This window comes from Enterococcus lemanii, assembly GCF_016909125.1.
Classification (GTDB): domain Bacteria; phylum Bacillota; class Bacilli; order Lactobacillales; family Enterococcaceae; genus Enterococcus_I; species Enterococcus_I lemanii.
In genome coordinates this window covers 38,536-63,759 of record NZ_JAFBFD010000010.1, presented here as the reverse complement: position 1 = coordinate 63,759, position 25,224 = coordinate 38,536, and the positions used below count along the sequence as shown (strand labels likewise).

18 protein-coding genes are annotated in these 25,224 nt (G+C 37.4%); 6 read left to right on the top strand and 12 right to left on the bottom strand.

The window, feature by feature from the left end; translation table 11 throughout:
• Window positions 1-92: 92 nt before the first annotated feature.
• From JOD14_RS04320 to JOD14_RS04310, 3 genes are read right to left on the bottom strand one after another with little or no spacing between them, the layout of a single operon-like run.
• Complete coding sequence (locus JOD14_RS04320) at window positions 93-1,577, bottom strand: SpaH/EbpB family LPXTG-anchored major pilin (protein ID WP_204653547.1); 1,485 nt, start codon at window positions 1,575-1,577, stop codon at window positions 93-95.
• A gap of 38 nt (window positions 1,578-1,615) precedes the next feature.
• The gene (locus tag JOD14_RS04315; RefSeq protein WP_204653546.1) at window positions 1,616-2,515 is read right to left on the bottom strand and encodes a pilin N-terminal domain-containing protein; all 900 of its coding nucleotides are present in this window, start codon (window positions 2,513-2,515) and stop codon (window positions 1,616-1,618) included.
• Window positions 2,512-6,114: a SpaA isopeptide-forming pilin-related protein gene (locus JOD14_RS04310; RefSeq protein ID WP_204653544.1), complete on the bottom strand. Its 3,603-nt coding sequence runs from the start codon at window positions 6,112-6,114 to the stop codon at window positions 2,512-2,514. Before JOD14_RS04310 ends, JOD14_RS04315 begins: the two co-directional genes overlap by 4 nt.
• 333 nt (window positions 6,115-6,447) lie before the next feature.
• Here JOD14_RS04310 and JOD14_RS04305 point away from each other — a divergent pair, with 333 nt between their 5' ends.
• Window positions 6,448-7,920, top strand: coding sequence for a helix-turn-helix domain-containing protein (locus JOD14_RS04305; protein WP_204653542.1), 1,473 nt, complete (start codon window positions 6,448-6,450; stop codon window positions 7,918-7,920).
• 66 nt (window positions 7,921-7,986) lie between these two features.
• Here the strand turns inward: JOD14_RS04305 and JOD14_RS04300 are convergent, their stop codons facing one another.
• The 3 genes from JOD14_RS04300 to JOD14_RS04290 form a co-directional block, all read right to left on the bottom strand.
• Entirely contained in the window at window positions 7,987-8,559 is a 573-nt protein-coding gene (locus tag JOD14_RS04300; protein ID WP_204653540.1) for a hypothetical protein, read from the bottom strand.
• A 131-nt stretch (window positions 8,560-8,690) separates the two neighbouring features.
• Entirely contained in the window at window positions 8,691-10,181 is a 1,491-nt protein-coding gene (gene thrC / locus JOD14_RS04295; RefSeq protein WP_204653538.1) for a threonine synthase, read from the bottom strand.
• An 83-nt stretch (window positions 10,182-10,264) separates the two neighbouring features.
• Complete coding sequence (locus tag JOD14_RS04290) at window positions 10,265-11,491, bottom strand: M28 family metallopeptidase (protein ID WP_204653537.1); 1,227 nt, start codon at window positions 11,489-11,491, stop codon at window positions 10,265-10,267.
• A 116-nt stretch (window positions 11,492-11,607) separates the two neighbouring features.
• On the opposite strand from JOD14_RS04290, the gene queG reads away from it, so the two are divergent.
• A complete protein-coding gene (queG, locus tag JOD14_RS04285) occupies window positions 11,608-12,783 on the top strand; it encodes a tRNA epoxyqueuosine(34) reductase QueG (RefSeq protein WP_204653536.1) in 1,176 nt (391 codons plus the stop codon).
• 2 nt (window positions 12,784-12,785) lie between these two features.
• On the opposite strand, the gene JOD14_RS04280 is transcribed toward queG, so the two are convergent.
• Window positions 12,786-13,322, bottom strand: coding sequence for an ECF transporter S component (locus JOD14_RS04280; RefSeq protein WP_204653535.1), 537 nt, complete (start codon window positions 13,320-13,322; stop codon window positions 12,786-12,788).
• 140 nt (window positions 13,323-13,462) lie between these two features.
• On the opposite strand from JOD14_RS04280, the gene JOD14_RS04275 reads away from it, so the two are divergent.
• Window positions 13,463-13,702 (top strand): hypothetical protein, encoded by a 240-nt coding sequence (locus tag JOD14_RS04275; protein ID WP_204653534.1) that lies wholly within the window; start codon window positions 13,463-13,465, stop codon window positions 13,700-13,702.
• 163 nt (window positions 13,703-13,865) lie between these two features.
• A complete protein-coding gene (locus JOD14_RS04270) occupies window positions 13,866-15,290 on the top strand; it encodes a helix-turn-helix domain-containing protein (protein ID WP_204653533.1) in 1,425 nt (474 codons plus the stop codon).
• An 18-nt stretch (window positions 15,291-15,308) separates the two neighbouring features.
• On the opposite strand, the gene JOD14_RS04265 is transcribed toward JOD14_RS04270, so the two are convergent.
• Both JOD14_RS04265 and JOD14_RS04260 read right to left on the bottom strand, forming a co-directional pair.
• Complete coding sequence (locus tag JOD14_RS04265) at window positions 15,309-15,785, bottom strand: nucleoside 2-deoxyribosyltransferase (protein ID WP_204653532.1); 477 nt, start codon at window positions 15,783-15,785, stop codon at window positions 15,309-15,311.
• 97 nt (window positions 15,786-15,882) lie between these two features.
• A complete protein-coding gene (locus JOD14_RS04260) occupies window positions 15,883-17,097 on the bottom strand; it encodes a GNAT family N-acetyltransferase (protein ID WP_204653531.1) in 1,215 nt (404 codons plus the stop codon).
• Between the two features lie 154 nt (window positions 17,098-17,251).
• On the opposite strand from JOD14_RS04260, the gene lepA reads away from it, so the two are divergent.
• Window positions 17,252-19,081, top strand: coding sequence for a translation elongation factor 4 (gene lepA, locus JOD14_RS04255; RefSeq protein WP_204653529.1), 1,830 nt, complete (start codon window positions 17,252-17,254; stop codon window positions 19,079-19,081).
• A 79-nt stretch (window positions 19,082-19,160) separates the two neighbouring features.
• The gene (locus tag JOD14_RS04250; protein ID WP_204653527.1) at window positions 19,161-20,315 is read left to right on the top strand and encodes an AI-2E family transporter; all 1,155 of its coding nucleotides are present in this window, start codon (window positions 19,161-19,163) and stop codon (window positions 20,313-20,315) included.
• A gap of 754 nt (window positions 20,316-21,069) precedes the next feature.
• Here JOD14_RS04250 and JOD14_RS04245 read toward each other — a convergent pair.
• The 3 genes from JOD14_RS04245 to JOD14_RS04235 are packed head-to-tail and all read right to left on the bottom strand — an operon-like array spanning window position 21,070 to window position 25,219.
• Complete coding sequence (locus JOD14_RS04245; protein ID WP_204653525.1) at window positions 21,070-22,395, bottom strand: amidohydrolase; 1,326 nt, start codon at window positions 22,393-22,395, stop codon at window positions 21,070-21,072.
• On the bottom strand, window positions 22,379-24,118 hold the full coding sequence (locus tag JOD14_RS04240; RefSeq protein WP_204653523.1) for an adenine deaminase C-terminal domain-containing protein: 1,740 nt from the start codon (window positions 24,116-24,118) through the stop codon (window positions 22,379-22,381). Before JOD14_RS04240 ends, JOD14_RS04245 begins: the two co-directional genes overlap by 17 nt.
• A 15-nt stretch (window positions 24,119-24,133) precedes the next feature.
• Entirely contained in the window at window positions 24,134-25,219 is a 1,086-nt protein-coding gene (locus tag JOD14_RS04235) for an ABC transporter substrate-binding protein (protein WP_204653521.1), read from the bottom strand.
• Window positions 25,220-25,224 lie beyond the last annotated feature (5 nt).

The window sequence follows — 25,224 nt, the reverse complement described above, 5'->3', positions numbered from 1 at the left end:
GTGAGATAGAGCGCCTCCATCCCACCGTTAATTTTTAAAGAGGAGTGAAACGCTCGTTTTGCGTTTCACTGTATCCTCTATGTTTGGTCAATCTAAACTTCAGCTTGTTCTTTTGAACGTTTGAACCAGATATACGCGCCACCCATCATCATTGCACCGATAATTAAGAATGCGTAGATACCAGATCCACCCGTTGATGGAAGAAGGCCTTTACGGAAGTTATTGACTGTCTCGATATCTTGTGGATTCGCATAACCATCTTTGACGATACTAAATAGAATTTCAGCGTCTACTAAAACGTATCCATCTGGCGCTTCTGTTTCCACTAATGTGTAATCGCCCACGCGCATTCCAGAAATGCGAACCATACCATCTGCATCTGAGCTAATTTCTGTTCCATCTACATCCCATCCGTCAAACTTGCCATTTGCATCAAATTTCGCAAATTTTCCATCAGCTTTTTTCACTTTAAATTTCGCTCCAGCTAATTCTTCACCTGTTTGACCGTTTACTTTTTTGAATTGTTTGCCATGAGTGAAAACAGGGTTAGGCGGGGTAAATTGAGTTGTTGTTTGTCCATCAACTTGAATAGAAGCTTGGTTATTAATCGCTGTATCAATTGGTGCATCTGCGGTTAATGTCATTGTGTAAGTGATTGTTAAGACTTTACCAGCCAAAGCTCTGACTGCTGCCGTATCCTTAAAGTCAATCACAAACCCTCTACCTGAAGCAGTCCCATCATAATCAACGGTATAATCAGTACCTAAAGTCAATCCAGGAAGGGATAAACTGTTTGGATCCGCTAAATCCATTCCAACCCCTGGTTCATCAATCACTGTAAATGAATCTAATTTTGAAATATCAGGCATATTTACATTAATCTTATAGTTTAGTGGATCGCCAATTTGGACACTATTAAATATCACTGCATCCTCGCCTTCTCCAATAGTAACTTTGTATAACTCTTCATTCACAAATTCTTTTTGTTTATCAGTTAGAGTCACGTTTTTTGGATAAAGATGAACGTGCGTATTCACATTTTTAGTTCCAGGAACTAAAATTGGCATTGCAATAACCATTGGCACTGCTTTTTGAGTAATCTCTGGGTTTGCTGGAGTTGATGTTTCAATAATTAAGTATGCAGCATCAATTGTTTTTCCACTAACTGATTTTGTTAATGGTAAATTAGCAAAAGTAGTTTCACCAGTACCGTCTGCAGTCAATTGCTCTGCTGCTGCAACTTCAAATGGTGTTGTTGTTCCATCGCCATGCGCTATTTCAATTAAATCTTGTACACTTGCTGGGGTTGCTCCCGATTTTCTGATTTCAGTATCATAATAATCTGAAACATCATAAACCGTAAAGCCAGCACCAGCTAATGGTGTTCCTCCAAAATCAGGCATTATCTCACCAGTATTATTTTTATAAGTTGGCATCGTATCTTGAAACACGCGTTTGTGCAAAGTAACATCTGCAGTTCCTGCTTCAGCTGCATTTGCACCTAACGCTCCAACAAACAATGGGACTAACAGTAAAGCGGCAACAATAATTTTCCAAAGTTTCCTTCCTGTACTCATCTTCATTTCCTCCCATTTCTCAATTTATTTTTTGTTTTTTACTGCCCTTCTTTTTTGGTTCTTCGCTTGTACCAAATGACGCCTACCGTTCCAACAATTAACAAACCGGAAACACCCATAAATGTCTTCGCTTCACCTGTTTGTGGTAAACGTCCACCTGGTGTTGTTGGTTTCGGCGTAGGTGTTGGTGTTGGAGTCGGTGTTGGTGTTGGAGTCGGTGTTGGAGTCGGTGTTGGTTCAGGTTCTGGATCTGGTCCACCAGTATCAGGCAACCGCCCTCTTAACACATTTTTTGGATAAAGATGAACAATATCCATAAATTCATCTTCGAACATTGGGTTGCTTATTGGTAAACTGACTAACATTGGTGCCGCGATTTGATAGATTACTAAGCTCGAATTGGTTTCAACGGGTCTTTCTAAGAATAAGAGCGCGGAATTTTCAGTCCCTGTTTCACTGAAATCAAGAGTTACACTCGCCATTCCTAATTCCCCAGTATCAATATCTCTTGCCGTCGTAATCGAAGTAATTAAGTTATCTTCTGTTAATTCTTCACGTAAATCATCCATATCCGCACTTAAAACTTCTTGACTAATTTCTTCAAGTGTTTGAGGGTTATCTGAATCTAGCAAGCGATCCATGACATAGTCCGTTGCATCATAAATATCAAAGGTTACCCCATTTAAACCATAAGTTTTCGTCGGATCAATTAAATCTTGATTATCCTCTGTCACATTATCTGGCAGGAGTTCCAAACCACTATTTGGCCGCATCCTTACCGATTCATCTGCTCCCAACGTATAAAAAACGCGTTTGTGTAAAACAAATGTGATTTCTTGTGGGAGTTCTGCTGCTGCTATTTTTTTAGGTATCGCAAATGCAAGAGGCGCCAAAAGTAGTAATAAAGTGAGACTAGTCATCATTTTTCTTAGTTTCATTTTACTTTCGCCCCCTTCTTATTTCGATAGACGTAGTAAGAGCCAACAACCCCAGCTAATGCAATGAGTATCACTGTTGTCCACATGAATTGGTTCGTGCCTTGTCCACCTGTGGAAGGAAGTTGCCCTTTGCGTTTGTTTTTAATTGTCAACTTGATAATATTTTTATTATCATCAGTTTTATCAACTTGAGAATCATTTCCTGTTACTGTTACAACTCCATTTTCAGAAATAGTAATTGTTACTGGGTCTATACCAATGAAACCATTAGGTGGACTTGTTTCTGTTAGTAAATAAGTTCCAGGCGCAGGTAAATCTGTAAATGTAAACTTATTATCAGTTACAGTCACTGTTTGAAGGACATTTGGTGTTACATCAGTACGTTTTAATTCAAATATTGCCCCTTCAAGCGCCGAACCATAGTTATCCTCCTTCGTCACTACTAAATCATAGTCTTTCAAATAGTTTTTTACGATATTATTTGTTGGTAGCCCCGTTAGAATTAATGTTTTATTTTGATCTTCAATTTTAATTTCTATCGGCACGATTGGTTTGTAATTATCCGGTGCTTCAACCTCTTCAATTACATATTCACCGATTGGTAAATGAGTAAATTTAACTTCACCTATTCCATTTGAAGTTACAGTTTGTAAAACAGGGGTGTTTTCACCTTTTTTTCGAATCGTAAATTGAACATTTTCTAGTGGCGTTACACCATTAGATTTTGTTTTCTTGAAAACGACATCACGATAAAGCAATGAATTGGTTATAGTAAATTTTTTATTCTCTGTATTTCCAGTAATACCTTCTGAAGAATTTGGAGTCACACTAGGATCACCATAGCCAGTAATTCTACCATCTTCTACTACTCGATATTTAACCAACTGACCACTTGAATAGTATGGAACATTATCAAATGACCCAGTATACGGTCCAGATGCCGATAATGTTTTAATTTGTCCAGTTACATCAATCCAATTACCCGTACCTATTTTTTGTTGTAACTTCAATGTAACTGCTTTTCTAGTATTCCAATCATTATTATCATCTATCCATTTTTTCTCAAATGGAATACTAAAACTACGTTTGTATCGAACTGAAGGAACAGTGAACCCTAGTGAATTTGTATAGTTATTTTGTTCTAAATAAGTTGGTCCATTTGTCTGGTAAAACAAGCCATCTCGATAGGCTTCTTTCAAAGTAACCGTGTATTTCAATCGTAAACCATACTTCACGTCATTTACTCGATTAGCATTGGCTGTACCCGATAAAGTAACTTTTGATAATGTAATTCCGGTTGAATCAATCGTTTTATTAATATCAGTTATATAAGTAGGTGTGCCTCCTGGTTGAGTAAGTACGTTAGTTCCACCTGATCCTAAAGTTAGCGTCAGCGGAGTCACTGTGACGGAAGATGTATCTAAAGTAACATACGAACTCATCGGATCATTAATGGTTGCATTATTAATATAAGGTGTTTTAGGACCTATAATGTTAGAAAAATAAGTGAGTATATTATCCAAGCTATTTTGATCATTGGCTTCACCTTGTCCTTCAGGTCCTAAAGCATTTAAGATATCTTGCACCCCACTGACTCCAAAACCAATGGAATAGCGTTTGATTGTGTCTGTTGGACGAGAGACAGCATGGTTAATAGTACTAGTACGGATAGAAGTCATAGTTGTACCACTTGGAGGACTGCTTGTACCATTACCCGTAAAATAAGTTCTTGTTCGAGTATTAGTAAAAGAAAATCTTTTTTTAGACGTATTTCCAGAACCACTATTTGTAACAGTACTATCATTAGTTATATTTGTATAGTTCTGCCCCATACCAAAAGTAGGTTCTCCATCTGTTAAAATAATAATAATTTTTTCTGCGTTACTCCGAGCTCCATACGCAGGGGTTTCAAACATCTCAATTCCTGCATCTAATCCTAAGAACGTTGGTGTCCCCGAGCTAGTGTATGCCGTATCCTTAATTATTGGATGATTATTAAAAATTGTTTTGTTACTAGTAAACCCGATACCCGAAGTAAAAGTTCCAATTTCACCAAATGGCGTATCCGTCCCATTAGAACCAAATGAGGCTAGTCCCATTCTCAAATACCCTTTACCACCATCACCTAGAGCATTTTCTGTTGTCAATAACGTATCTGTAAATTTTGTCATTGCTGTTTTTAATACATCCCACCTTGATGGGGTTCCATTTGTTCCTGGTGTGTTTATTCCGTAATTCATACTTGATGACTTATCTAAAACAAATACAACATCAACTAATCGATTAGGGTTAACGGTAACTCCTCCAATAACATCTAATTCTATTTCAAATTTAGTAGGATCTGACGCTATAGGCTTTACAGTCTTCTTGTTTAATATCAATTTACTAAATTGTTCTTGAGCAGTCTCTAAAGTCTTAATGCTATCTGGTTGCCAGTATGCTACGTATCCATCGCTAAAATTAGTAAAATCTACACCAGTCAATCCAGACTTAACATTTCCATTAGTATCAACAATGTTTGATAGTGTATTTGAATCGTTAATATTTACTACTTGGTTTGCAGGGGATGACTGGCCAGCATTATTATTCGTTGGTGTCCTATTAGTGACAACTTTTAAATAATTGAAGTTTCGAATATCTTCATTACTGCTAGTGTTAACAAGATGGCGATTTGTATAATGTTTTGGATACTTACCTAAAGAATCATTCTCGTAATCAAAAGAATCAGAATACGGATTCAACGAAAACGGAGACACTAAAGGATTTAAATTAGTAAAATTGGTGATTGTCTTGTTTTTAGAGGGTGGCAACCAACCATTGTCATCTACAGTCTCTGTTTCTTCTTGGGAAGATTCTGTTGTGTTTTTTACAATGATATCTGCAGCGCTTTCATCTTGTGATCCTTCTTCACTTTCACTTGACGGCGTTTCTACAACCGGTGCGTCCGTGGATATTTCTGGTTCTTCTGTGGCTACTGCACTTTCTTCTATCATAGGCGCACTTTCGGGTGTCTGGGTAACTTGCACTTTGACCGTAGGAGCGGACAATTGATGAGGGTTAGAAATTGGTGCTTCGAGAACGTTTTCTGTGACAACGACTTCTTCAACGGTTTCTTGCGGTGCAGGTTCTTCTGAATCTTCGGCCATCGTCGCAAGGATTGTCTCTGTCGTCACTTCTTCATCAATTTGTAATTTCAAAACTAATTGTTCAACAGACAAATCTGTTTTTACAAGAATTGAACCTTGTGTTGTTTGGCTAAAATTTTCTGGCATAAACCAGTTATCGTTGCCATATCCCCACCCTTCAATATTTTCTGGCGCGGCTAAATTAGTCTCAACTAATTCTCCTTGATAAATTTTGAACTTGAGTCGTTGTTTGATGTTTGGTGCTGGTGAATTGAGTTGATACTTAATTTCCCATAGCATTTGATCATCGACTTGTTTCACAAGTGTTGAAACGTCGAGTTGATCGTTTTTTACAATTGTTTCACTCACTTCGTCTGGCGACTGTGCGTAAACGACGTATGCTTGAATTAAGCTAGGAATGAAACTGACTAATAGTAACAATAACGTAAACCATACCATTCCTTTTTTTCTCATTGTCTACCCTCCTATCTTTGCATATTTTTTTTGGAAAATAACGCGATTCTTTCTTATATAATAGTAGGAACTTTTTTTGTTCGAATAATCAAATAGTGAAAGAAACCGATTTTCCGTTAAAAATTGGGTGACGAACGAAAAAAGTCATTTCACAACAAATTGAAAACCCTTCCTTCCGCAATAAATCAACATTTACCTGTATGTCCTAATACAACTTTAGCACATTTCTCATCTAATTTTCATGTTCTTCTTATCAGCTAGAATTGTTAGATATTTGAACATGCTCAAATGACGTGTTTGTAGTATAATGTTCATTAAGAGGGAGGGTTTACCATGAATAATGAACTATTGAAAGCGCAATCACTATTTGGTCTAGACAAAGAATTCCTCATAAAAAACCAGTTGTTACGAATTTTAGATAATTCAACGACTTATTTAACCACGGCTGAACTAACCAATCGTTTTTTTGAAGTGAGTCAAGATACGATTCAGCAAGCTTGTCGCGCACTTAAAAGTGACATTGAACTTTTATATTCAGAAAATGAATGTCGTTTAATTATTCATCAACGCTACGGTATAAAGCTCGTACGCGAACAAAAATCTTTAAAAAAACTGCTAAATTATTATATTCAGCAGGAACTCTCTTTTATCCTTTTACGGGATTTACTCTTACATCGTGAATTAATTTCTTATGATTTCTTAGAAGAAAGCCATGTTAGTGAGTCAACTTTACGGCGAAAAATCAAAACCATCAACCGTAGTCTCAATAAATATGAGTTGCATATTACTTACGCACAAAAAATTCGGATCGTCGGAACAGAAGTGGCCATTCGTTCTTTTTACTTCAGTTTTTTATTTTTAATCTATCGCCAAATTTCTACCGCTGACTTTATTGTTGAACCTGGTTTTTTTGAGTCCAGAGGCAATAAAATTCGTAAATATTTGAATTTATCTTTAAACTTAAAAGATTTTGATGTGTTTATGCTCGTTTATTACGCACACGAACACGGGGTGCGCACGGGTATTCCCTTACGACTATCCGATGATCAAAAAAAACTATTTAACCACTTTGAGATTCCTAGTAAGCCAATTTTCTTAAATAACTGGTCCCTTGACGATTGGCAATTTTTCTTATTGTTTTTAAGTTCTTCTAATTTATTTGAAGAAAGCTTCTCGGTAAAGTACCGCGATCATTTTTTACTAAGCGAACAAAAGGAAACGCAAGCTTGGATTGATACTTACGAACCTCACTTTCAAGCATTGACAGTGAAAGAAAAAGAGTTCGTTCAGCAAACGATTGCCAAAAGTTTGGTTTTTCAGTCATTTATCTTAATTGAAGATGAACTTTTTCGTCTTTTTGAAATGGTTGATTTAGACAGTTTTAATCAATTGAGTCCGTATTACTTTGAGCGCTTCCAGAGTTTCTGGGAGGAGTTCCGTTATCTAGTACCCTCCCTTGACTGCCAGTCTTTTCAATTAACGAGTTTAATGCTATCGGTTTACCTATCACCACTTGATGTTCGCTTGCATGAATTAACCCTTTGTATTTATACCGAGTTTTCAGTGCTTTTTAAAAACTTTTTACAAGAACGTTTGATTATGCAATTTAAAATGAAATATAGCTTAGCTTTTACCAACCAACCAGCAGAAGCTGATTTAATTATTTCTACCTTGCCTTTGTTTGAAGAGGAATTAACAAGAGCCATGCATATTATCATTGAACCTTTTTGTTCAAGCAATGATTTAGAACGGATTGATACAAAACTTCAAACGATTATTCAAAATCAAAATAGTAATCATTTTTAACAAAAAAAGGTTACTCGAAGAAAAATAATTCTTCGAGTAACCTTTTTTTTGTTAGCACCAGATTGCTTATTTCACTAAAGGAAGCACACTGCCTTTTTTATTAGCCAGTGCAATGGTAACGTCTTCGTTATCCAAATTCGAATAGACAACTTTTATAACATCGTTTTCATTTTCTAAAGATTTGGCGGCTTCTTCAACTAATAACCGGGCCTCATAAATGACATCCAGCTCTGAAGTGGTGGCTGTATTGGCAGCGAGCGCTTCTTTTGCTTGTTCGTATGCATCTCTTGTGTACCGCTCCATCGCACGAATTACGATTTCTTGGTGCCCAGGGTTGTTTCCGTCAGTCGTTATGTCGTTTATTTCTCCTGAAAAATTTAAATGATTATCATTAAAGGTCGCTAGTAGTTTTTCTGCCAGTTTGATGTTTTCTTTCGTTGACTGGGAAGTGATTGCTACTTGTCTTTCAGCTGAATCGACCAATTGATTGGCTTCTTCTAAAGTTTCTGCAAATTGATTGGTAAACGTTTCTTGTTGTAGTTCCGTCATATTTTTATAATCAATTTTTTGAGTATTTTTAAAGATGACGACCATCACTAAGCAGCCAATTAAAAATAGCGTTCCTCCTATTTTTTTCACTTGCTCACCTCTTTTGGTTTTCTTTTAGGACATTTGATTGTTGAAAAATTCCATTCTAAAAAACCTGATGCTTCAGTTGTTTCTAAAGCATCAGGTTTTAGTAAGTACGATATAAAAACTTTTAAAAATCTTTATTGCAAACCTAAAATATTTTCAACGGCACTTTGCATCTCTTCAACGCGCACGACTTGAGTATGGCGGACAGGTAAAGTCGGTAATTCTGCGACGGCTTCTGGTACGGTCGCCCCTGTCTTTTCTGCTATTTCTTCAACTAGTGCAAAATCATCGCCGGCTTGTGGTTGTTCTGTTAATCCTTCGATGACCGTTCTTGGGAATTTATACGGGCTTGCCGTAGAGACAATCACTGCTTTGGTGAAGTCATCGGTTTGGGCTTGATACTTTCGTAAGACGCGCTCAGCCACTGCAGTGTGTGGATCAATCACGTAATCTTCATTGGTAAAAGTTGCTAAAATTCCTTGTTCAACCTCTGCCTCTGTTGCAAAATCACTGGCAAATTCACTTAATTCAGCCATCATCGAATCACTAATTTGATAGTTTCCGTTCGTTGTTAAAGAGGTCATTAAGTCTTTTGTTTGTTTTGGATCATTTGCTGTCAAATGATAGATTAATCGTTCTAAGTTACTTGAGACAACAATGTCCATTGATGGTGACGTTGTTAAATAAAACGGTCGATTCTTATTATATTCACCTGTTGCAAAAAAGTCGGTTAACACTTTATTGTCATTTGACGCACAAATCAAACGATTGATTGGTACACCAATTTTTTTGGCATAGTAAGCGGCTAAAATATTACCAAAATTACCCGTTGGTACGCTAACATTCATCTTTTCACCGACTTTGATTTCGCCTTGTTTAACTAGTTGCGCATAAGTATATACGTAGTAAACAATTTGTGGAATTAAACGGCCAATATTCATGGAGTTTGCTGAAGAAAATTGCATTTTATTTTGTGCTAAATGTTCTTTTAATGCTTCATTATTAAACATTGCTTTAACAGCTGTTTGTGCATCATCGAAATTTCCTTTAACCGCAACCACATGGGTATTGTCCCCTTTTTGGGTGACCATTTGTTTTTCTTGGATTTTACTGACCCCATTTTCTGGGTAAAAAACAATAATTTGAGTGCCAGGTACATCCATAAAACCTGCCATTGCCGCTTTACCAGTGTCTCCTGAGGTTGCTGTTAAAATGACAATTTCTTTATCAGATTGATTTTTTTGGGCTGCTGTTGTCAGCAGATAAGGCAAAATCGACAAGGCTAAATCTTTAAAAGCAAACGTTGGACCGTGAAAAAGTTCCAAATAGTAATCTTTGCCTTTTTTTACGACTGGTGCAATCGTACTTGTCGTGAACTTCTCATCGTAGGCACCTGCCACACAAGTTTGAATTTCTTCTGCAGTAAAATCAGCTAAAAACCCTTGTAAGATCAACGTTGCTACTTCTTGGTAACTTTGGTTGGCTAATTGTTGAAAGTCTAATTGAAACTCGGGCAATTGGGTTGGAACATATAGTCCCCCATCAACCGCAAGTCCTTGTAAAATTGCTTGCGATGCGGTCACAACATTTTCTTTATCTCGAGTACTCTGATACAAAACCGTCATTTTTCCAACTCCTTAGAATTTTTCTTATTAATTTCATCATTCTATCATTTTTCACTCTAAAGGGCTAGTTAAATTTTATAAAACTATTCTTCAATGGTGCGTAATAAATACTTATCAAGCTCTTCAAGAATTTTTTTAGGCATTGTTTGAGGGATTGGGAACGTATTTGCTTCAATTAATCGCGTCGCAAACGTGATAATAAAATCAACACTTCGATTAAATGCTTCGACACTAATAAAATCAATCACGTCTTTTTTCGAATGAATGGCGGCCCCACCCGGCGCTGCGCTTCTGGCAAATGTGATGGCCGGCACGCCTCCATCGGCAAACGACGTTGAATCACTTGGATAAACGCCATCCGATGTTTTCAAACCAAAACCGACTTCTTTGGCTACAAAATCGATAGCATGCTTAATGCTTTCATCACCAGTGACACACGCGATATCATTGCCTAAAACGACACCTAACATGTCAATATTAATATTTAGTTTATAATATTTTAATTCTTCTTCGTGGGCTTTCACATAAGCCGCTGAACCTAACAATCCGCGTTCTTCCGTGCCACACCAAATAAATTTTAAGGTGCGTTTTGGTTTGTTTTGACTAAAGTGCTTTAAGAAATCAAGCACTGCTACGACGCCTGTTGCATTGTCATAAATTCCTTTTGAATGGCGCACAGAATCATAATGCGCACTAAAACAAATCACTTCTTCCCGAATTTCACCTGGAATCGTCACGACTAAGTTATGCGATGTCCGTGTGATTTCTTTTCCAGTGACTGTGAGGTTAACCGTTTTAGGATTCAAACGGACAAGCGCTTCTGCGTCATTGATGCTCATTGTAACTCCTGGTATTTTACCTAGCTCTTGTAATTTTGGTCGTAAATACCGTTCTTCGATTTCAACGGTTTCATCGTAAACACTTCCGTTAAAAGTAATAAAACCGACTGCACCTGCTTCAATAATTTTTTTATAATTTACGTAGCGTAAGCCACCGTTAAATAAGACAATTTTATCTTTTAATTGCGTAACGTGAATGGCATCAAGATCGTCTGCGTAAATAAAGGGCGCCTCTAGACCATCTGTGACACCCGCCATTCCCACGCCGGTTACTTGAAAAGATTGGTTCGTTTCTCCAACGGTTAACGTGGCTTGAACGTCTGCAGGAAACGCGATTTCAAATGGCTCAACCGTCGCAGATAGACCTAACTTCTCCACTTCTTCCTGAATAATGTGTCGTGCTTTGACTTCTTCTTTTGAGCCGGCAATTCGCTCAAAACCTAATGCTGTTAATAAATCTAAGTTTTCCAAAATACTTCGCTCCTTTAATATTAGTTCCAATGAATAGTATACCGTTCTTTTTGTCTAGTAACAAACCGCTTTCATATGATATAGTAAAAATAACAAATTGAAAGGTGCGAAATCCTTTGCTAACTTTAAAAGAAAAAATTATTGCCGAAAGCAAAAAATTAGGGATCGACAAAATTGGTTTTACCACTGCCGAACCTTTTGATTATATGAAAGACTCTCTGTTGGAGCAAAGAGAAAAAGGGCATACTTCTGGTTTTGAACATCAAAACATTGACGAACGACTATATCCTGAACTGACTTTTGAAAACCCTAAAAGTATTATCTCAATTGCTTTAGCTTATCCAACAAAATTTCATGGTGAAATCCCACGTGATGAAAAACGCGGTCAATTTGCTCGGGCATCTTGGGGCTTGGATTACCATTTTATTTTGCAAGACCGCTTAAAAAAATTAATTGAATACATTAAAAGTGAAGCTTCCTCTCAGCAAGAGTTGGAGAGTTGGGCTTTTAGACCACAAGTCGATACTGGCGAATACGTCGATGTGGCCGTTGCCCAAAGAGCAGGTCTTGGGTTTATTGGTCGTAACGGGCTGTTAATTACAGAAGAATTTGGCTCATTTGTTTATCTAGGAGAAATTACTACGAATATTCAATTTGAACCCGATACGCCGGTGCCAAATGGTTGTGGTGATTGTACACGTTGCATTACTGCTTGCCCTACTTCGGCTTTATTAGGCGATGGCCGGATGGATGCTAAAAAGTGTCTTTCTTATCAGACACAAACAAAAGGAATGATGCCAAAAGAATATCGTAAGAAAACGCGCAATGTTATTTACGGTTGTGACATTTGCCAACTCGTTTGCCCTTACAACCAAGGAAAAGATTTCCACTTCCATGAAGAAATGGAACCTAAAGTAGAAGAAGTTTTCCCAAAACTCGTCCCAATTCTAACCGTATCAAATCGTCAATTTAAAGAACAATTTGGACACTTAGCTGGTTCTTGGCGCGGAAAAAAATCACTCCAGCGTAACGCCTTAATTGCATTGGCAAACTTAGGCGGCCGAGAAGCACTGCCCGATATTATCGCCTGCCTAGACGATGGCCGTCCTGTTATTCGTGGGACAGCGGTTTGGGCCATCGCAGAGTTAAGTAAACGCCAGCCAGAAGAAGCCATTGAACGGCTCACTTTATTAAAAGAAACCGAAAGCGACGAAGAAGTCCTTGCTGAGATTGACGATGCACTTTTGACACTTACAACTACCAGAAAGAAAAAAAGAAGCAAAAAGGAATGACTTTAAAAAGAGTCATTCCTTTTTGCTTCGCTTTTATAGTTTTTAAAAAGTCTTTTAAAAACTGGGGCTAATATTAAATAAAATGCCCCGTTTCCCATGGCATGAGCAGTATCAAAAGGGAGTCCGGCCAAATAATAGGCCCACAAATTGGTTAAACCATAAACTTTTGTATCAATGATTGAAATCACAAAACCAAAAAAATATCCGGCAAAGACACTATATAAAATTTGTAGCCACAATCGTCGTTTAAAAATAGCCACTTTAGCGAATAGACCAGCAACTAAGATAATCACTGAAAAAGAGAGAATTTGCGAAATCGTCCATACGCCCATTCCTAGAAATAGATTGGTGATGATAATTGATAAGAGATTTACGATTAGGCCACGCAAGACACCTAACTCTAAGGTAATCAATAGAAAGATGGCGGTCATCGGTTGAACATTGGGAATAAATTGAAACATGAGGCGCCCGACTGTGCAAGTAGCAACCATCAAGGCTAACATGGCGATTTCTTTGGTTGAAAAAAATTGTTTTTGCATGACGTCTTCCCTTTTAATTGTTTTTATACTAAAAGCGTTCAATTTATTAAGCACAAAGATGTAAATATTGAACGTAAAATCTTTGTTTTGCGACCCGAATTCTGATAAAATAAGGATATCAAAGAAAGGAGGTAGTTACAATGTCTGATTCAATTGAACGCTTGAATAAACTTGCAGAAGAGAAAAGAAAACAACGTCCCTTTGCCAAACTCGATAAGATGGAAAAAGAGCTAAACCTAGACGACCAGCCAGATATAGATGTTGAAGACTCTGATTACATTGCACAAACACAGAATAAAAAAACCGTTATTGATGAACAATCGATTATTGAACTTTCTGCCTCCAAACAAGCAAAGTTTAATAACCAAGCACCTAGTTAAATATTTCACGAATTTATCATTAGCGACCTCTTATTCTGTTTGACCATCAAACGAAATAAGGGGTCGTTTTACTATTAAAAAAGAAAAAGAACAGCCGATGTTTTACTATAGGGGGGCCTATTTATTTGCTAATTAATCACATAAAGAAAGGAAGGTTTTATTTTTGTTTCGATTAACAAAAGATACTTGGCTAAAACAAGATATCCTCGACTACTTGGATAATCAACCTGAACCCATTTATTTCCAAGAATTATTGAAGGAGTTCCCTCAAATCAGTTTATCCACGCTACAAAAAAAGTGTCGTGAATTAGACGAACTGATTCAAGATTGCTGTCCGGATCAAACGGTGCAATTACTCATTGATAAAAGAAATGGGATTCAATTAGTCAGAGCGCAAGACAACTTGCAAAAAGTCACGAGTGCTCTCATTAAAAACGAACTGCCTTACCAACTGGTAAAACGTTTTATCTATGTCGACTCTTTTGAGGCATCCGATATTTGTGAAGAACTCAACATTAGTCAGTCGCAATTGAGAAGAAAAGTCAGAGATTTTAATACCTTGACGAACAAATATGGCATTCACGTAACTGTTTCACGCGAAGTCAAAATTTTTGGTAGTGAAGTGATGCGTCGTGCACTAGCAATTTATACCTTATCGACGACTTACCGTCAGTTTTCAGCGATCGAATGGATTGACAACCCTGATTTTTATTTTAATCAGTCGGTCAAAATTTTGGATTATTTAGATTTACCTTTAATTCACAGTCATATTGAAAGTATCTCATTAGTCACTTTGATTATTGAGCAAGCGATTCGCGGAAAAAGAGTGATCCACTTAAGCGATGAAATAATTGAGATCTTCAGCTTAATCCAACTACCTAAAAAGCCCTATTTTTTAGCTCATTGGGATGAGTACGACTGGATTTATTTTATCGCTACCATTTACGGTGCAAATTTTGCTTCTTTTGACTTAGACATAGCAGATTCCCTAAAAGGTTATGTTGTTCATTCAGAAATCGCCCAGACTTGGGTTACTCTATTTGAAAAACACTTTAGCAAGTTAAATGATAGTGACTACGAGTTAATTCATAATCATTTGTTTCGAGGATACCTTACTTATGAAGTGCTTCATGTAGATTTTACCTTTTTTGGTTCGCACACCTTAAATACCGTAAAAACAATTGAAACGCTTCACCCAAGATATTATAAGGTTTTCGAGTCATTCTGGCAAGCTTATATCACAACATATCCGTTATATAACACTGAATATGTCAAGCTGCAAAATTTACTGACTTGTCACCTGATTAAATCACTCGATTATTTTTTACCAACCATTACACTGTATCTCGACACGAATTTGATGTTTTCTTTTGAAAAACTTTTGCAATCAAGAATTATATCTTATTTTTCAACCGATTATGAGATTCGTTTTATAACGAATCGAGAAGACGCCGATTTTATAATTAGTACCTTTGCCTGTACAATTTGTAAAAACACCTCGCAAGATAAATTTATTTTAATTGAGCCAAGTTTATCTGCCAATGATTTTCAAGAAATGAAAAAAAGATTTGACGCCCACTCTTCCTGAGAAGCGTCAAATCTTTTTTTATTTTAAATACTTTTGCAATGCTTCTTTTAGGGCTTCGACCGTTGAAACAACCGCACCATTTAACTTAACTAAACCGACTGTATACAAATTAAGGTAATGAAATTGATTTTCGCCAATTTCATTTAATGCGTTAATTTTTTCCGGATGTCGTCCCCCTTGTTGTCTAGTGTCCGTGTATAACGCTAAGACAGGGATCCCTTTGGCATAAGCAACGCCGATTTCTGAAGCAACCCCTGGATCAATTACTGCTCCATCAAGGATCGCAATCATCAGTTGACTTTCTAAAACTTTTTGTGTATCGGCTAAAGCTATCATTTCGCTATTTGCATAAGCATTTTTGTCATTAATTGTCGCATTTTCTTGGGGCAAATAAATGTTCAACTGGGGGTACTCTGTCCGTAACTCTGAGACAATTGACTGATTATATAATTGTTCACTTTTAGCAAACAAAGGCGCAGCAAAATAAATATTCATTTTTTTCTCCTCAAGCTTCATTTTTTATTACAGTCTAAAACAAAATTGCAAGGCATGCATACAGTCGAATCAAGTATAAGCAAATACCGAAGTCCACTCAAAAATAATCACTAAAATAAGCAGCCATATCCGGAATAATTTCTTCGAGTGTTCGCAGCGCCCCTTTTCCTCCGGTAATGCGTTCAATTCTTGCTAAATAACCTACTCGGCGATAATTCATTAATAAACAAGTTAAGGTTTGAATATCTAAAACGACGGGTTCCCCAACGGGTTCTTTCACAACTTTTACTTGGTCGTTTTCCCAGATTAAGCCAAAAATCCCCTCGTTCCATTCAGCCATCGGATCACTGACGAAAAAATGAAACGGTTCGCGAAACGATTTAAACGGGAAAGCTTTTAAGAATTCCTCGACGTCAACAATGCGTGCCATGTAATAAGGGGCAATTGTTTCTTTAATTTGACCGTCTTCTAGTAAAAAAGCTAACGGCTCATTTTTAAAGATGTCTCCTTCAATCCAGTTAACCATGGAAAAGTGTGCACTAATGAAGTTCCATAAACCATTTCGTGCTTTTTGATTCAAATAAAACATTTCTTTCACATGAAAAACTTCTTCCGCTACCCAGTAAAATAAAACGCCTTTTGGCTGATTGTCTTCATCGTAATAAACAGCCGCGGTTCGCTCTTCTTCATTTTCGTAGCGCCAATACTCTTCCCAGTGAAACTCACTTCGCGTTAAAGCACCGTGGTTTTCTTTGGCAAATTGATTGTAAACGGCTAGGACGTCGGGATGAGCCACTTCATGTCTTTGTACATTTCCTGGCACTTCTACAAATTTAGGCAGTTGCGTATCTTTAATTTTAAAAGATAATTTATCCGACATAATTTCCCAACCTTTTTGACGATAGTAAGGAATGTTATAGGGGTAAAGGTAAGAAATCCATTGCTTATTTTCACGCATATTTTTTAAAGCCAACGTCACTAACTCCATCATTAGTCCGTGCCGAGCATATTCTGGATAGGTTCCAACGCCCGTGATTCCGCCCATTTTATAGGGAGTTCCATGAATATTCACTTCACATGGGTAGATAGCAATTTGTGAAACGAGTTTCTCTTGATCAAACCAGCCAAAAACTTTTGATAGTTCTAAAATCGGACGTTTTGACTTAATCATTTCTCTTTTATTTGCAAAGCCACTTTCTTCAATGTCTGCTTCGGTCACTTGAAACACATAACTTAAAAGTTCATTGAATTGCTGGACATCTTTTTCTTCAAGGGCACGAATTTGTAGTGAATCCGTAAAATCTTGTTCCATTGTTTCCACTTCCTTCAAGCTTTTTCTCTAGTATAGCAAAAGTTTCAGTCAATTTCTGCGCTTTTTGAAAAAAATGGCCTAACAAAAGGCTTTAAATCTTGTTCTTTCGTTGGTATAATGAAAGAGCTGACTAAAAGAAATGAGGAATAAATGAATGCCAACATTAGATGAAATGAGAAAACGCCAGCAGTTGATTCGAAATTTTTCGATTATTGCTCATATTGACCACGGGAAGTCGACTTTAGCTGACCGAATTTTAGAAAAGACCGATACGGTGACTACTAGAGAAATGCAAGCCCAATTACTCGACTCAATGGACCTAGAACGAGAACGGGGCATTACGATTAAATTAAATGCGGTTGAACTGACTTATGACGCCAAAGATGGAAATACTTATATCTTCCATTTAATTGACACTCCTGGACACGTCGACTTTACTTATGAAGTTTCGCGCAGTTTAGCGGCTTGTGAAGGGGCCATTTTAGTCGTGGATGCGGCTCAAGGGATTGAAGCACAAACTTTAGCGAATGTCTATCTTGCTTTAGATAACGACTTAGAAATTTTACCAGTCATTAACAAAATTGATCTTCCAGCAGCAGATCCGGAGCGTGTTCGTAAAGAAATCGAAGACGTCATTGGCCTGGATGCCAGCGAAGCCGTTTTAGCAAGTGCGAAAGCGGGTATCGGGATTGAAGATATTTTAGAACAAATTGTCGAATACGTCCCTGCTCCTACAGGTAATTTAGAAGAGCCTTTAAAAGCGTTGATTTTTGATTCGGTTTATGATCCTTATCGCGGGGTTGTCTTAAACATTCGCGTGATTGATGGGGTTGTTAGACCCGGAGATAAGATTCAATTAATGAGCAACGGAAAAACATTTGACGTGACTGAAGTGGGTGTCTTTTCACCAAAAGCGGTACAAAAAGACTATTTAATGGTCGGTGATGTTGGGTACATTACGGCTGCCATTAAAACGATTCAAGATACGCAAGTTGGTGATACGGTGACGCTTGCTTCAAACCCGGCAACAGAAGCGTTAGATGGTTACCGAAAAATGACACCAATGGTTTATTGTGGTCTATACCCTATTGATACGTCCCGTTACAATGATTTACGTGAAGCGTTGGAGAAACTGCAATTAAATGATGCTGCTTTACAATTTGAACCAGAAACTTCTCAAGCGCTTGGTTTTGGTTTTCGTTGTGGCTTCTTAGGATTACTTCATATGGATGTTATCCAAGAACGTCTAGAGCGTGAATTTAACTTAGATTTAATTACTACGGCTCCTTCTGTTATTTATCATGTGAATTTAACAGACGGCTCACAAGTCGTGGTTGATAACCCAGCGGAATTTCCTGAACCAGTTAAAATTGAAAACGTGGAAGAACCTTATGTGAAAGCTCAAATTATGGTGCCAAACGATTATGTTGGTGCGGTTATGGAGCTTGCTCAAAGAAAACGTGGTGATTTTATCACGATGGATTACTTAGATGAATTCCGTGTAAATGTGGTTTATGAAATCCCTCTTTCTGAGATTGTATATGACTTCTTTGATAAATTAAAATCAAGTACTAAAGGCTATGCTTCATTAGATTATGAATTGACTGGCTATCGTCCAAGTAATTTAGTGAAAATGGATATTTTATTAAATGGTGAAAAAGTCGATGCACTCAGCTTTATCGTTCACCGTACTTTCTCGTTTGAACGTGGGAAAGCCATCGTTGAAAAATTACGAAAACTCATCCCCCGTCAACAATTTGAAGTACCAATTCAAGCAGCGATTGGGCAAAAAATTGTCGCTCGTTCAGACATTAAAGCTTTACGGAAAAACGTTTTAGCAAAATGTTATGGTGGTGACGTTTCCCGTAAGCGTAAATTGCTAGAGAAACAAAAAGAAGGGAAAAAACGGATGAAACAAATTGGTTCCGTTGAAGTTCCTCAAGATGCCTTCATGGCCGTCTTAAAAATGGACGACGATGAATAAATTGATTTAAACGAAGTCTGGTGAGGTGAAGCGGTCGCTTTTATCTCACCTTTCTTTGAATTATTTGGAGGTGTTGTCTATGAAAAAAATTCAAGCCAACTGGAACGAATGGATTGTTCGTTTTCTTTTTATTATGCTCGTTATCATTGGTTATAAATTAATCGCAAATTACCAAGAAATTTATACCGCTATTCTAAATTTCATTCAAGTTTTATCGCCGTTCATTCTTGGTTTTGTGCTTGCCTATTTATTAAGTGGTGCGCAAGTTCGAATAAAACGATTATTAGAAAAAAAACCAAATACTTTTCTCTCGCGCAACAGTCAGCCCCTTAGTGTGTTGCTTTTATATTTATTATTATTTACGATTGTCTTTTTATTATTAAATTATATTGTTCCTTTATTAATTACGAATACAATCGAATTAATTAAATCGATTCCCGCGTTTGTAACTTATTTGCTTGATTTGTCTTCTAAAATTGAAATGGAGGGACTATCTTCGCATTTTTCAATTGAAGAATTTGCTCAAAAAATCTTAAGTAACTTATCAATTGAAACAGCTTTAAACAAATGGGCACAATCCTTGTCTTCGATTGGACAATTTTCAATTAACTTGTCTTCGTTCGTCCTAAATAGCTTCTTAACTTTGGTGATTTCTATTTATACTTTGCTTTATAAGGAGTCGATTTTTGCTTTTTTAAATGACTTTTTTGGGAAAATTCTACCGGAAAAGTTTTTCCAACAAGCGAAATTTTGGTTACAGACAACGAATAAAGTTTTTTATAAATTCGTTACTTCTCAATTTTTAGATGCTTGTATTATTGCCGTGCTATCGACGATTATTTTAACTGTTTTACGCGTTCGTTTTGCTTTGTCGCTCGGTTTGCTTTTAGGAATGGCGAATATGATTCCTTATTTTGGTTCCATTTTCGCGTCTATCGCAACAGCTGTCATTACTTTTTTCACCGGTGGACTCAGTCAAGCCTTAATTACTTTAGTCTCACTTACAGTCTTACAACAAATTGATGGCAACATTATCGGCCCGCGAATCATGGCTGGTGCTTTAAACTTAAACCCGATTATCATTATTATTTCCATTACGATTGGTGGAGCTTACTTAGGTATTCTAGGAATGTTTTTAGCGGTGCCCGTTGCGGCAATCTTAAAGATTATTACGATGAATTGGCTGAAAAAAGAGGACGAAAAAGAAAAAACGCAGCAAGAAGCCATTGATTGACGAGTTTGAAATTATTTAATGCCTACTGAATAATTGCCAAATATTCATAACGTGCCCAATTTAATTTGTAAGCGCCGCTCACCTACGAGAATTCATTGGCTTAAGGGGCCGTGAGACCGCTTCGAGCCTGTAGTCTCTCAGCTTTCGAGCTTCAAACGGAAAGCTAGTTGCTAAAGCACCAAGCTTCCGTAATTCACATCGAATCTTTTGACACGGCTCCGGCGCCAATGATTCTCTTCCGTTCGCTAGTATAGAGGAATTAACAATAGATGCATAAAAATCTTTATTTAACAAAAAAATATGAAATAATTTATAAAAAAAAGAATGAGTAACAAGTATCAATTAATAAATCGGGTAATTTCATCAAATAAATGATTGCAAATAAGGATTTTCTTGAATTTGCATAACGGCTTCTTATTCACTGAAGCCTTATTTTTTTTGAATTAGTAAGGCATCCAAAGCCATTCGTAAAAGTTGCGCAACATTGCCTTTTTTATTAAGGAATTTTTTAGTATATTTCTTTTCTAGCTCTACCCAAGGAATACGAGCCGCTTTTTTAATCCAACGATTTTCAGTATTCTACCGTTAATAGTTTTGCACTTGTTAGATAAAATATAGAGCTCAAACACCGTTGTTTCAATGTTTTTTATTTAATCGGTAGACATTATTTAAAAGAGCACTTTAAAAGTATTTTACTTTTAAAGTGCTCTTTTTTATAGTTCCCTTACCTACTAACGAAGTCACTCAGAAGATTTCAATCCACTTCTTTTGCTCGAATTTCAGCTTCTTGGACAAACTCTGTCATTTCATGGGCTAATGCTTCACGTAATTCACGTAAATCATGCTGTACTAGTTTCTTTTCTTTTACTAGTTGTTGCCCATCCACCCAAACACTCGTTACGTTGCTGCTATTTGCGGAATAAACGAGTGCAGAATACACATCATAGATTGGAAACAAATTAACTGAAGAAGTTTCAACGAGCACAAGATCGGCCTTTTTACCGATTTCAATGCTGCCAATTTCTTTTTCGAGACCGAGTGCTTTGGCTCCTCCAATCGTTGCAAGTTCGACGATTTCTTTTGCTGGAAATAGGCTACGATCGTGATTATAAGTTTTTTGAAAATTAGCAAACATCCGCATTTGCGTAAACAAATCGAGTGTGTTGCCACTACTTGGGCCGTCCGTTCCTAAACCGACCTTTAACCCTTGGGCGCGCATTTCTTTAACGGGTGCGACACCTTTTGCTGATTTGGTATTGGCACCAATGCAATGCGCAATCCCGATGATTTCTTTATATTTAGCTAAAATTGGCCAATCGCTTTCTTCAATAAATAGGCAATGCGCCATAATCAAACGTTCGGAAAAAAAGCCAAATCGCTCTAAAAAGGCAATCGGGGTTTGCTGATATTTTTCTTGGAATTCTTCCATTTCATAAGTCATTTCCGCCACATGCATAGTGACAGGCACCTGATATTTTCGACTCATTTGGACAATTGCTTTAAAAGTTTCTTCGTTATTTGTATTGGTTGCATGGGGTGCAATGACTGGCCTTACGCGCGGATGATTTTGCCAACGTTCGATAAACCCTTCTGTCCATTTCAGAGCGGCTATCGGATTTTCAAAGTCACAAGTCGGCATATCAATAATCGTTTGGCCGACAAGACCACGCATGCCCATTTCGTCCGTTGCGTGGGCGACTTCTTCTTCAAAATAATACATATCACAAAAGGTTGTCACCCCTGCAAGTAACATTTCAGCCATCGCATATTTTGCCGATGCTTTAACTAATTTTGGAGTCATAAATTGCTCGAGTGGAAATAAAAAACGGCGCAAACGATCGGGAACATCATCGCCCAATGAACGAAATGGAATCATCCCTGTATGCGTATGCGGATTAATCATTCCCGGCATTAAAATGCCATTTTGACCATCAATCACCACCTCAGCTTTGGGAAGTGAATGGGTCATTGGTCCAAATTCAGCAATTTTTTGCCCATCAATTAAAACATACGCTTGGGCAATTTCTGTTTTCTTTTCATCATTGGTGATTAGATGAATATTTTTAATTAACTGGCGCATGGACCAACACCCCATCTTCTGGAAAAACTAGCGGATAAAAGGTTTGCAATTTCGTATCCATCATGCCTTTATCGGTGACTTTAATTGCTGGCGATACGGGTAAAGAAAGTGTTGAAAAAGACATAATTTCATTCATATTTTCATAACCTAATGTTTGCATCGCTTCTCGCACTTTTCTCAAAGCTTGGCCTAACTCTTCAATCGGGGCTTGAGATAGGATACCACCAATTGGTAAGGGGCATTTCGCTAAAATTTCCCCTTCTTTGACGACCACGTATCCCCCTTGCATTTCTAATAAGGCATGTTGCGCTTTGATGATGGATTCTTCCTCATTCCCCATCACCATTAAATTATGGTGATCGTGTGCCCAAGTGGTCGCAATGGCTCCTTTTTCTTGAATTGGTTGGTTCATTAAGGCACGACCGATGTTGCCGTTTTTACCGTAACGTTCCATCACAATTAATTGTGCTAATTGCGCTTCTTTCCAAGCAAGCTTTTGTTCTTTAACGGCGAGTGTTTTTGTTATTCGTTTCGTGAAAGTTCCTATGGCTTCTTTTTGAATTACATTACAGCGCACGTGTTCTTTTTTTGTCTCAACTGGCAAATCTAAATCGGCTTTGGTCAGTTTTTTACACTGTACACTTTGATAATAATTTTCTGGAAATTGCTCAATTTGCTTAGGATAAGCGATTGGTTGATCTTTTTGATAAACTTTTTCGCCACTTTTATAAACAGCGGCAATTAAAAAGGCATTTAAATCGTCTAACAAAATAAAATCAGCTACCCGTCCTGGTGCAATCATGCCACGATCATTTAAGCTCATCCGACGAGCAGGTGTATAAGTCGTCATATAGATAGCTTCTTCTATTGGCAACCCACATTGAACAGCTTTCATTAGATTTTTGTTGAGATGCCCCGTTAAAAAGTCATCAGCCATAATATCATCGGTAATAAAACAAGCAAAATCATAAAACGCATGCTCGACGATAACCGCCATATTTTCGGGCGTAATCGATTTGTCTTGGAATTCGATAAATAAACCGGCATGGATTTTTTCTAGCAAATATTCAGGGAATTGATGGGTGTGATCTGAAGAAATACCACTTAGTAAAAAATCAGCTAGTTCTTTGTCATAGATTTTAGGGATATGCCCCTCTAAAGGCATCGTTGGTCGTTCTTTTTTACACAAAGCAATAATTTGGCGAATTAAAGAATCTGGTTCATAGGCGATCCCTTTGAAGTTCATTGCTTCACCTAAACAAATGACACGTGGGTCTTTCAGTAGCTCTTTGACTTCTGCTAAACCGATCATTCCCCCGGTTGTTTCAAGTTCTGGCGTAGTTGACGGTACTGATGAGGGAATCGCATGAAAAATATCCATTTTTGTCGGAGCACTCATAAACTCTTTTAACCCCTCTAAGCCAAATACATTGGCCATCTCATGTGCATCCGCTACGACCGTTGTAACGCCATAACGTAAAGCGGTCTCAGAAAAGATCGCTGGCGTAGTCATGGAACTTTCGATATGCATATGAATGTCAATTAAGCCGGGGATCATATATTGACCCTCGGCTTCAATCGTTTCTTTTATCGTTAATTGTTCCATGCGCGCATCACTCACATAATAAAATTTATCGCCAACAATTGCCACATTTTTTTTTGCAAAATTTCGTGTCGGTGTTTGGTAGATAAACGCATTTTTTATGACTAAATCAACGTGCATGTTTTTTCCTACTTTCTAGTTATTCATTGTCCGGTTCCATTGGTCTACCCAATTGGCCATGTTTTCATTAATCATGGTAAAATCAACCGGTTTTGCTCTTTCAGCAATTTCACCATATGTTTTGTGTCCGATTTCTTCACCGGTCAAAATAACTTCTTGGTTAACTGGGCCTTCATTTAAAGATAAAGCTTTGACTTTTTGGGAATCCGCACTAATACGATAGTTAACAAAAGCCAGGGCTAATTCTTTGTTTTTTGTATCTTTTGGAATATTAACGGTGTTGAAGTTTGCGTAAGTGCCACTTTCTGGTACCACATAGGTGACACCTTCTGCTGCCCCTTTAATGATATCAACCGCAAAATCGGCCACAACAGCGACACTAATTTCGCCAGATTGGAACATATTCGCTAAATCCGAAGACTTGGCATATGTTTTAACTACATTTGGTTTTAACGCTGTCATCGCTTCAAATGCTTTTTCACCATTATCTTTTGCGATTTCTTGTCCCGCATATTCACTTGCTACATAAAGCATTAACGGTCCAGCTGTTACGGTAATATCTGGAATTGAAATTTGACCTTTTAAGTCTTCACTCCATAAATCTTCCCATTTCGTAATGTCTCGGCCAACTTTTTCTTTATCATAAACAATTCCAATACTATTTACAGCAATTGGAACCCCGGCGCCATTTTCAAAGACTTCTTTCGCGCCTTCGGTTAATTGCGCTAAATTCGGTACGTCAGCTTCGGTAATTTCTAAAAACATGCCCTCTTGATTGCCTTGAGTTGAGTGGTTTTGAGCTAACTCAATTACATCAATGCCAGCGTTTGGATTGGTTTTTAGTTTTGTAAAGCGATCGGCACTATTACCTAAATCTAACGTGATATTGGCATTGTTTTCCTTTTCAAAAGGCTCCATGATGTCTTTGCGAACAATGTCTTCACTTAGACCAAATGTTGAAACAACCAGTGCTTGTGAGCCTTTATCTTCTTTTTGACCGCTAGCGTTTGAAGAGGAACCTTGGTTCGCCTCACTATTCCCACATGCACCTAAAACGAGTGTTGCAAATAAAGCAAATCCGACAAAATATTTCTTTTTCATTTTGT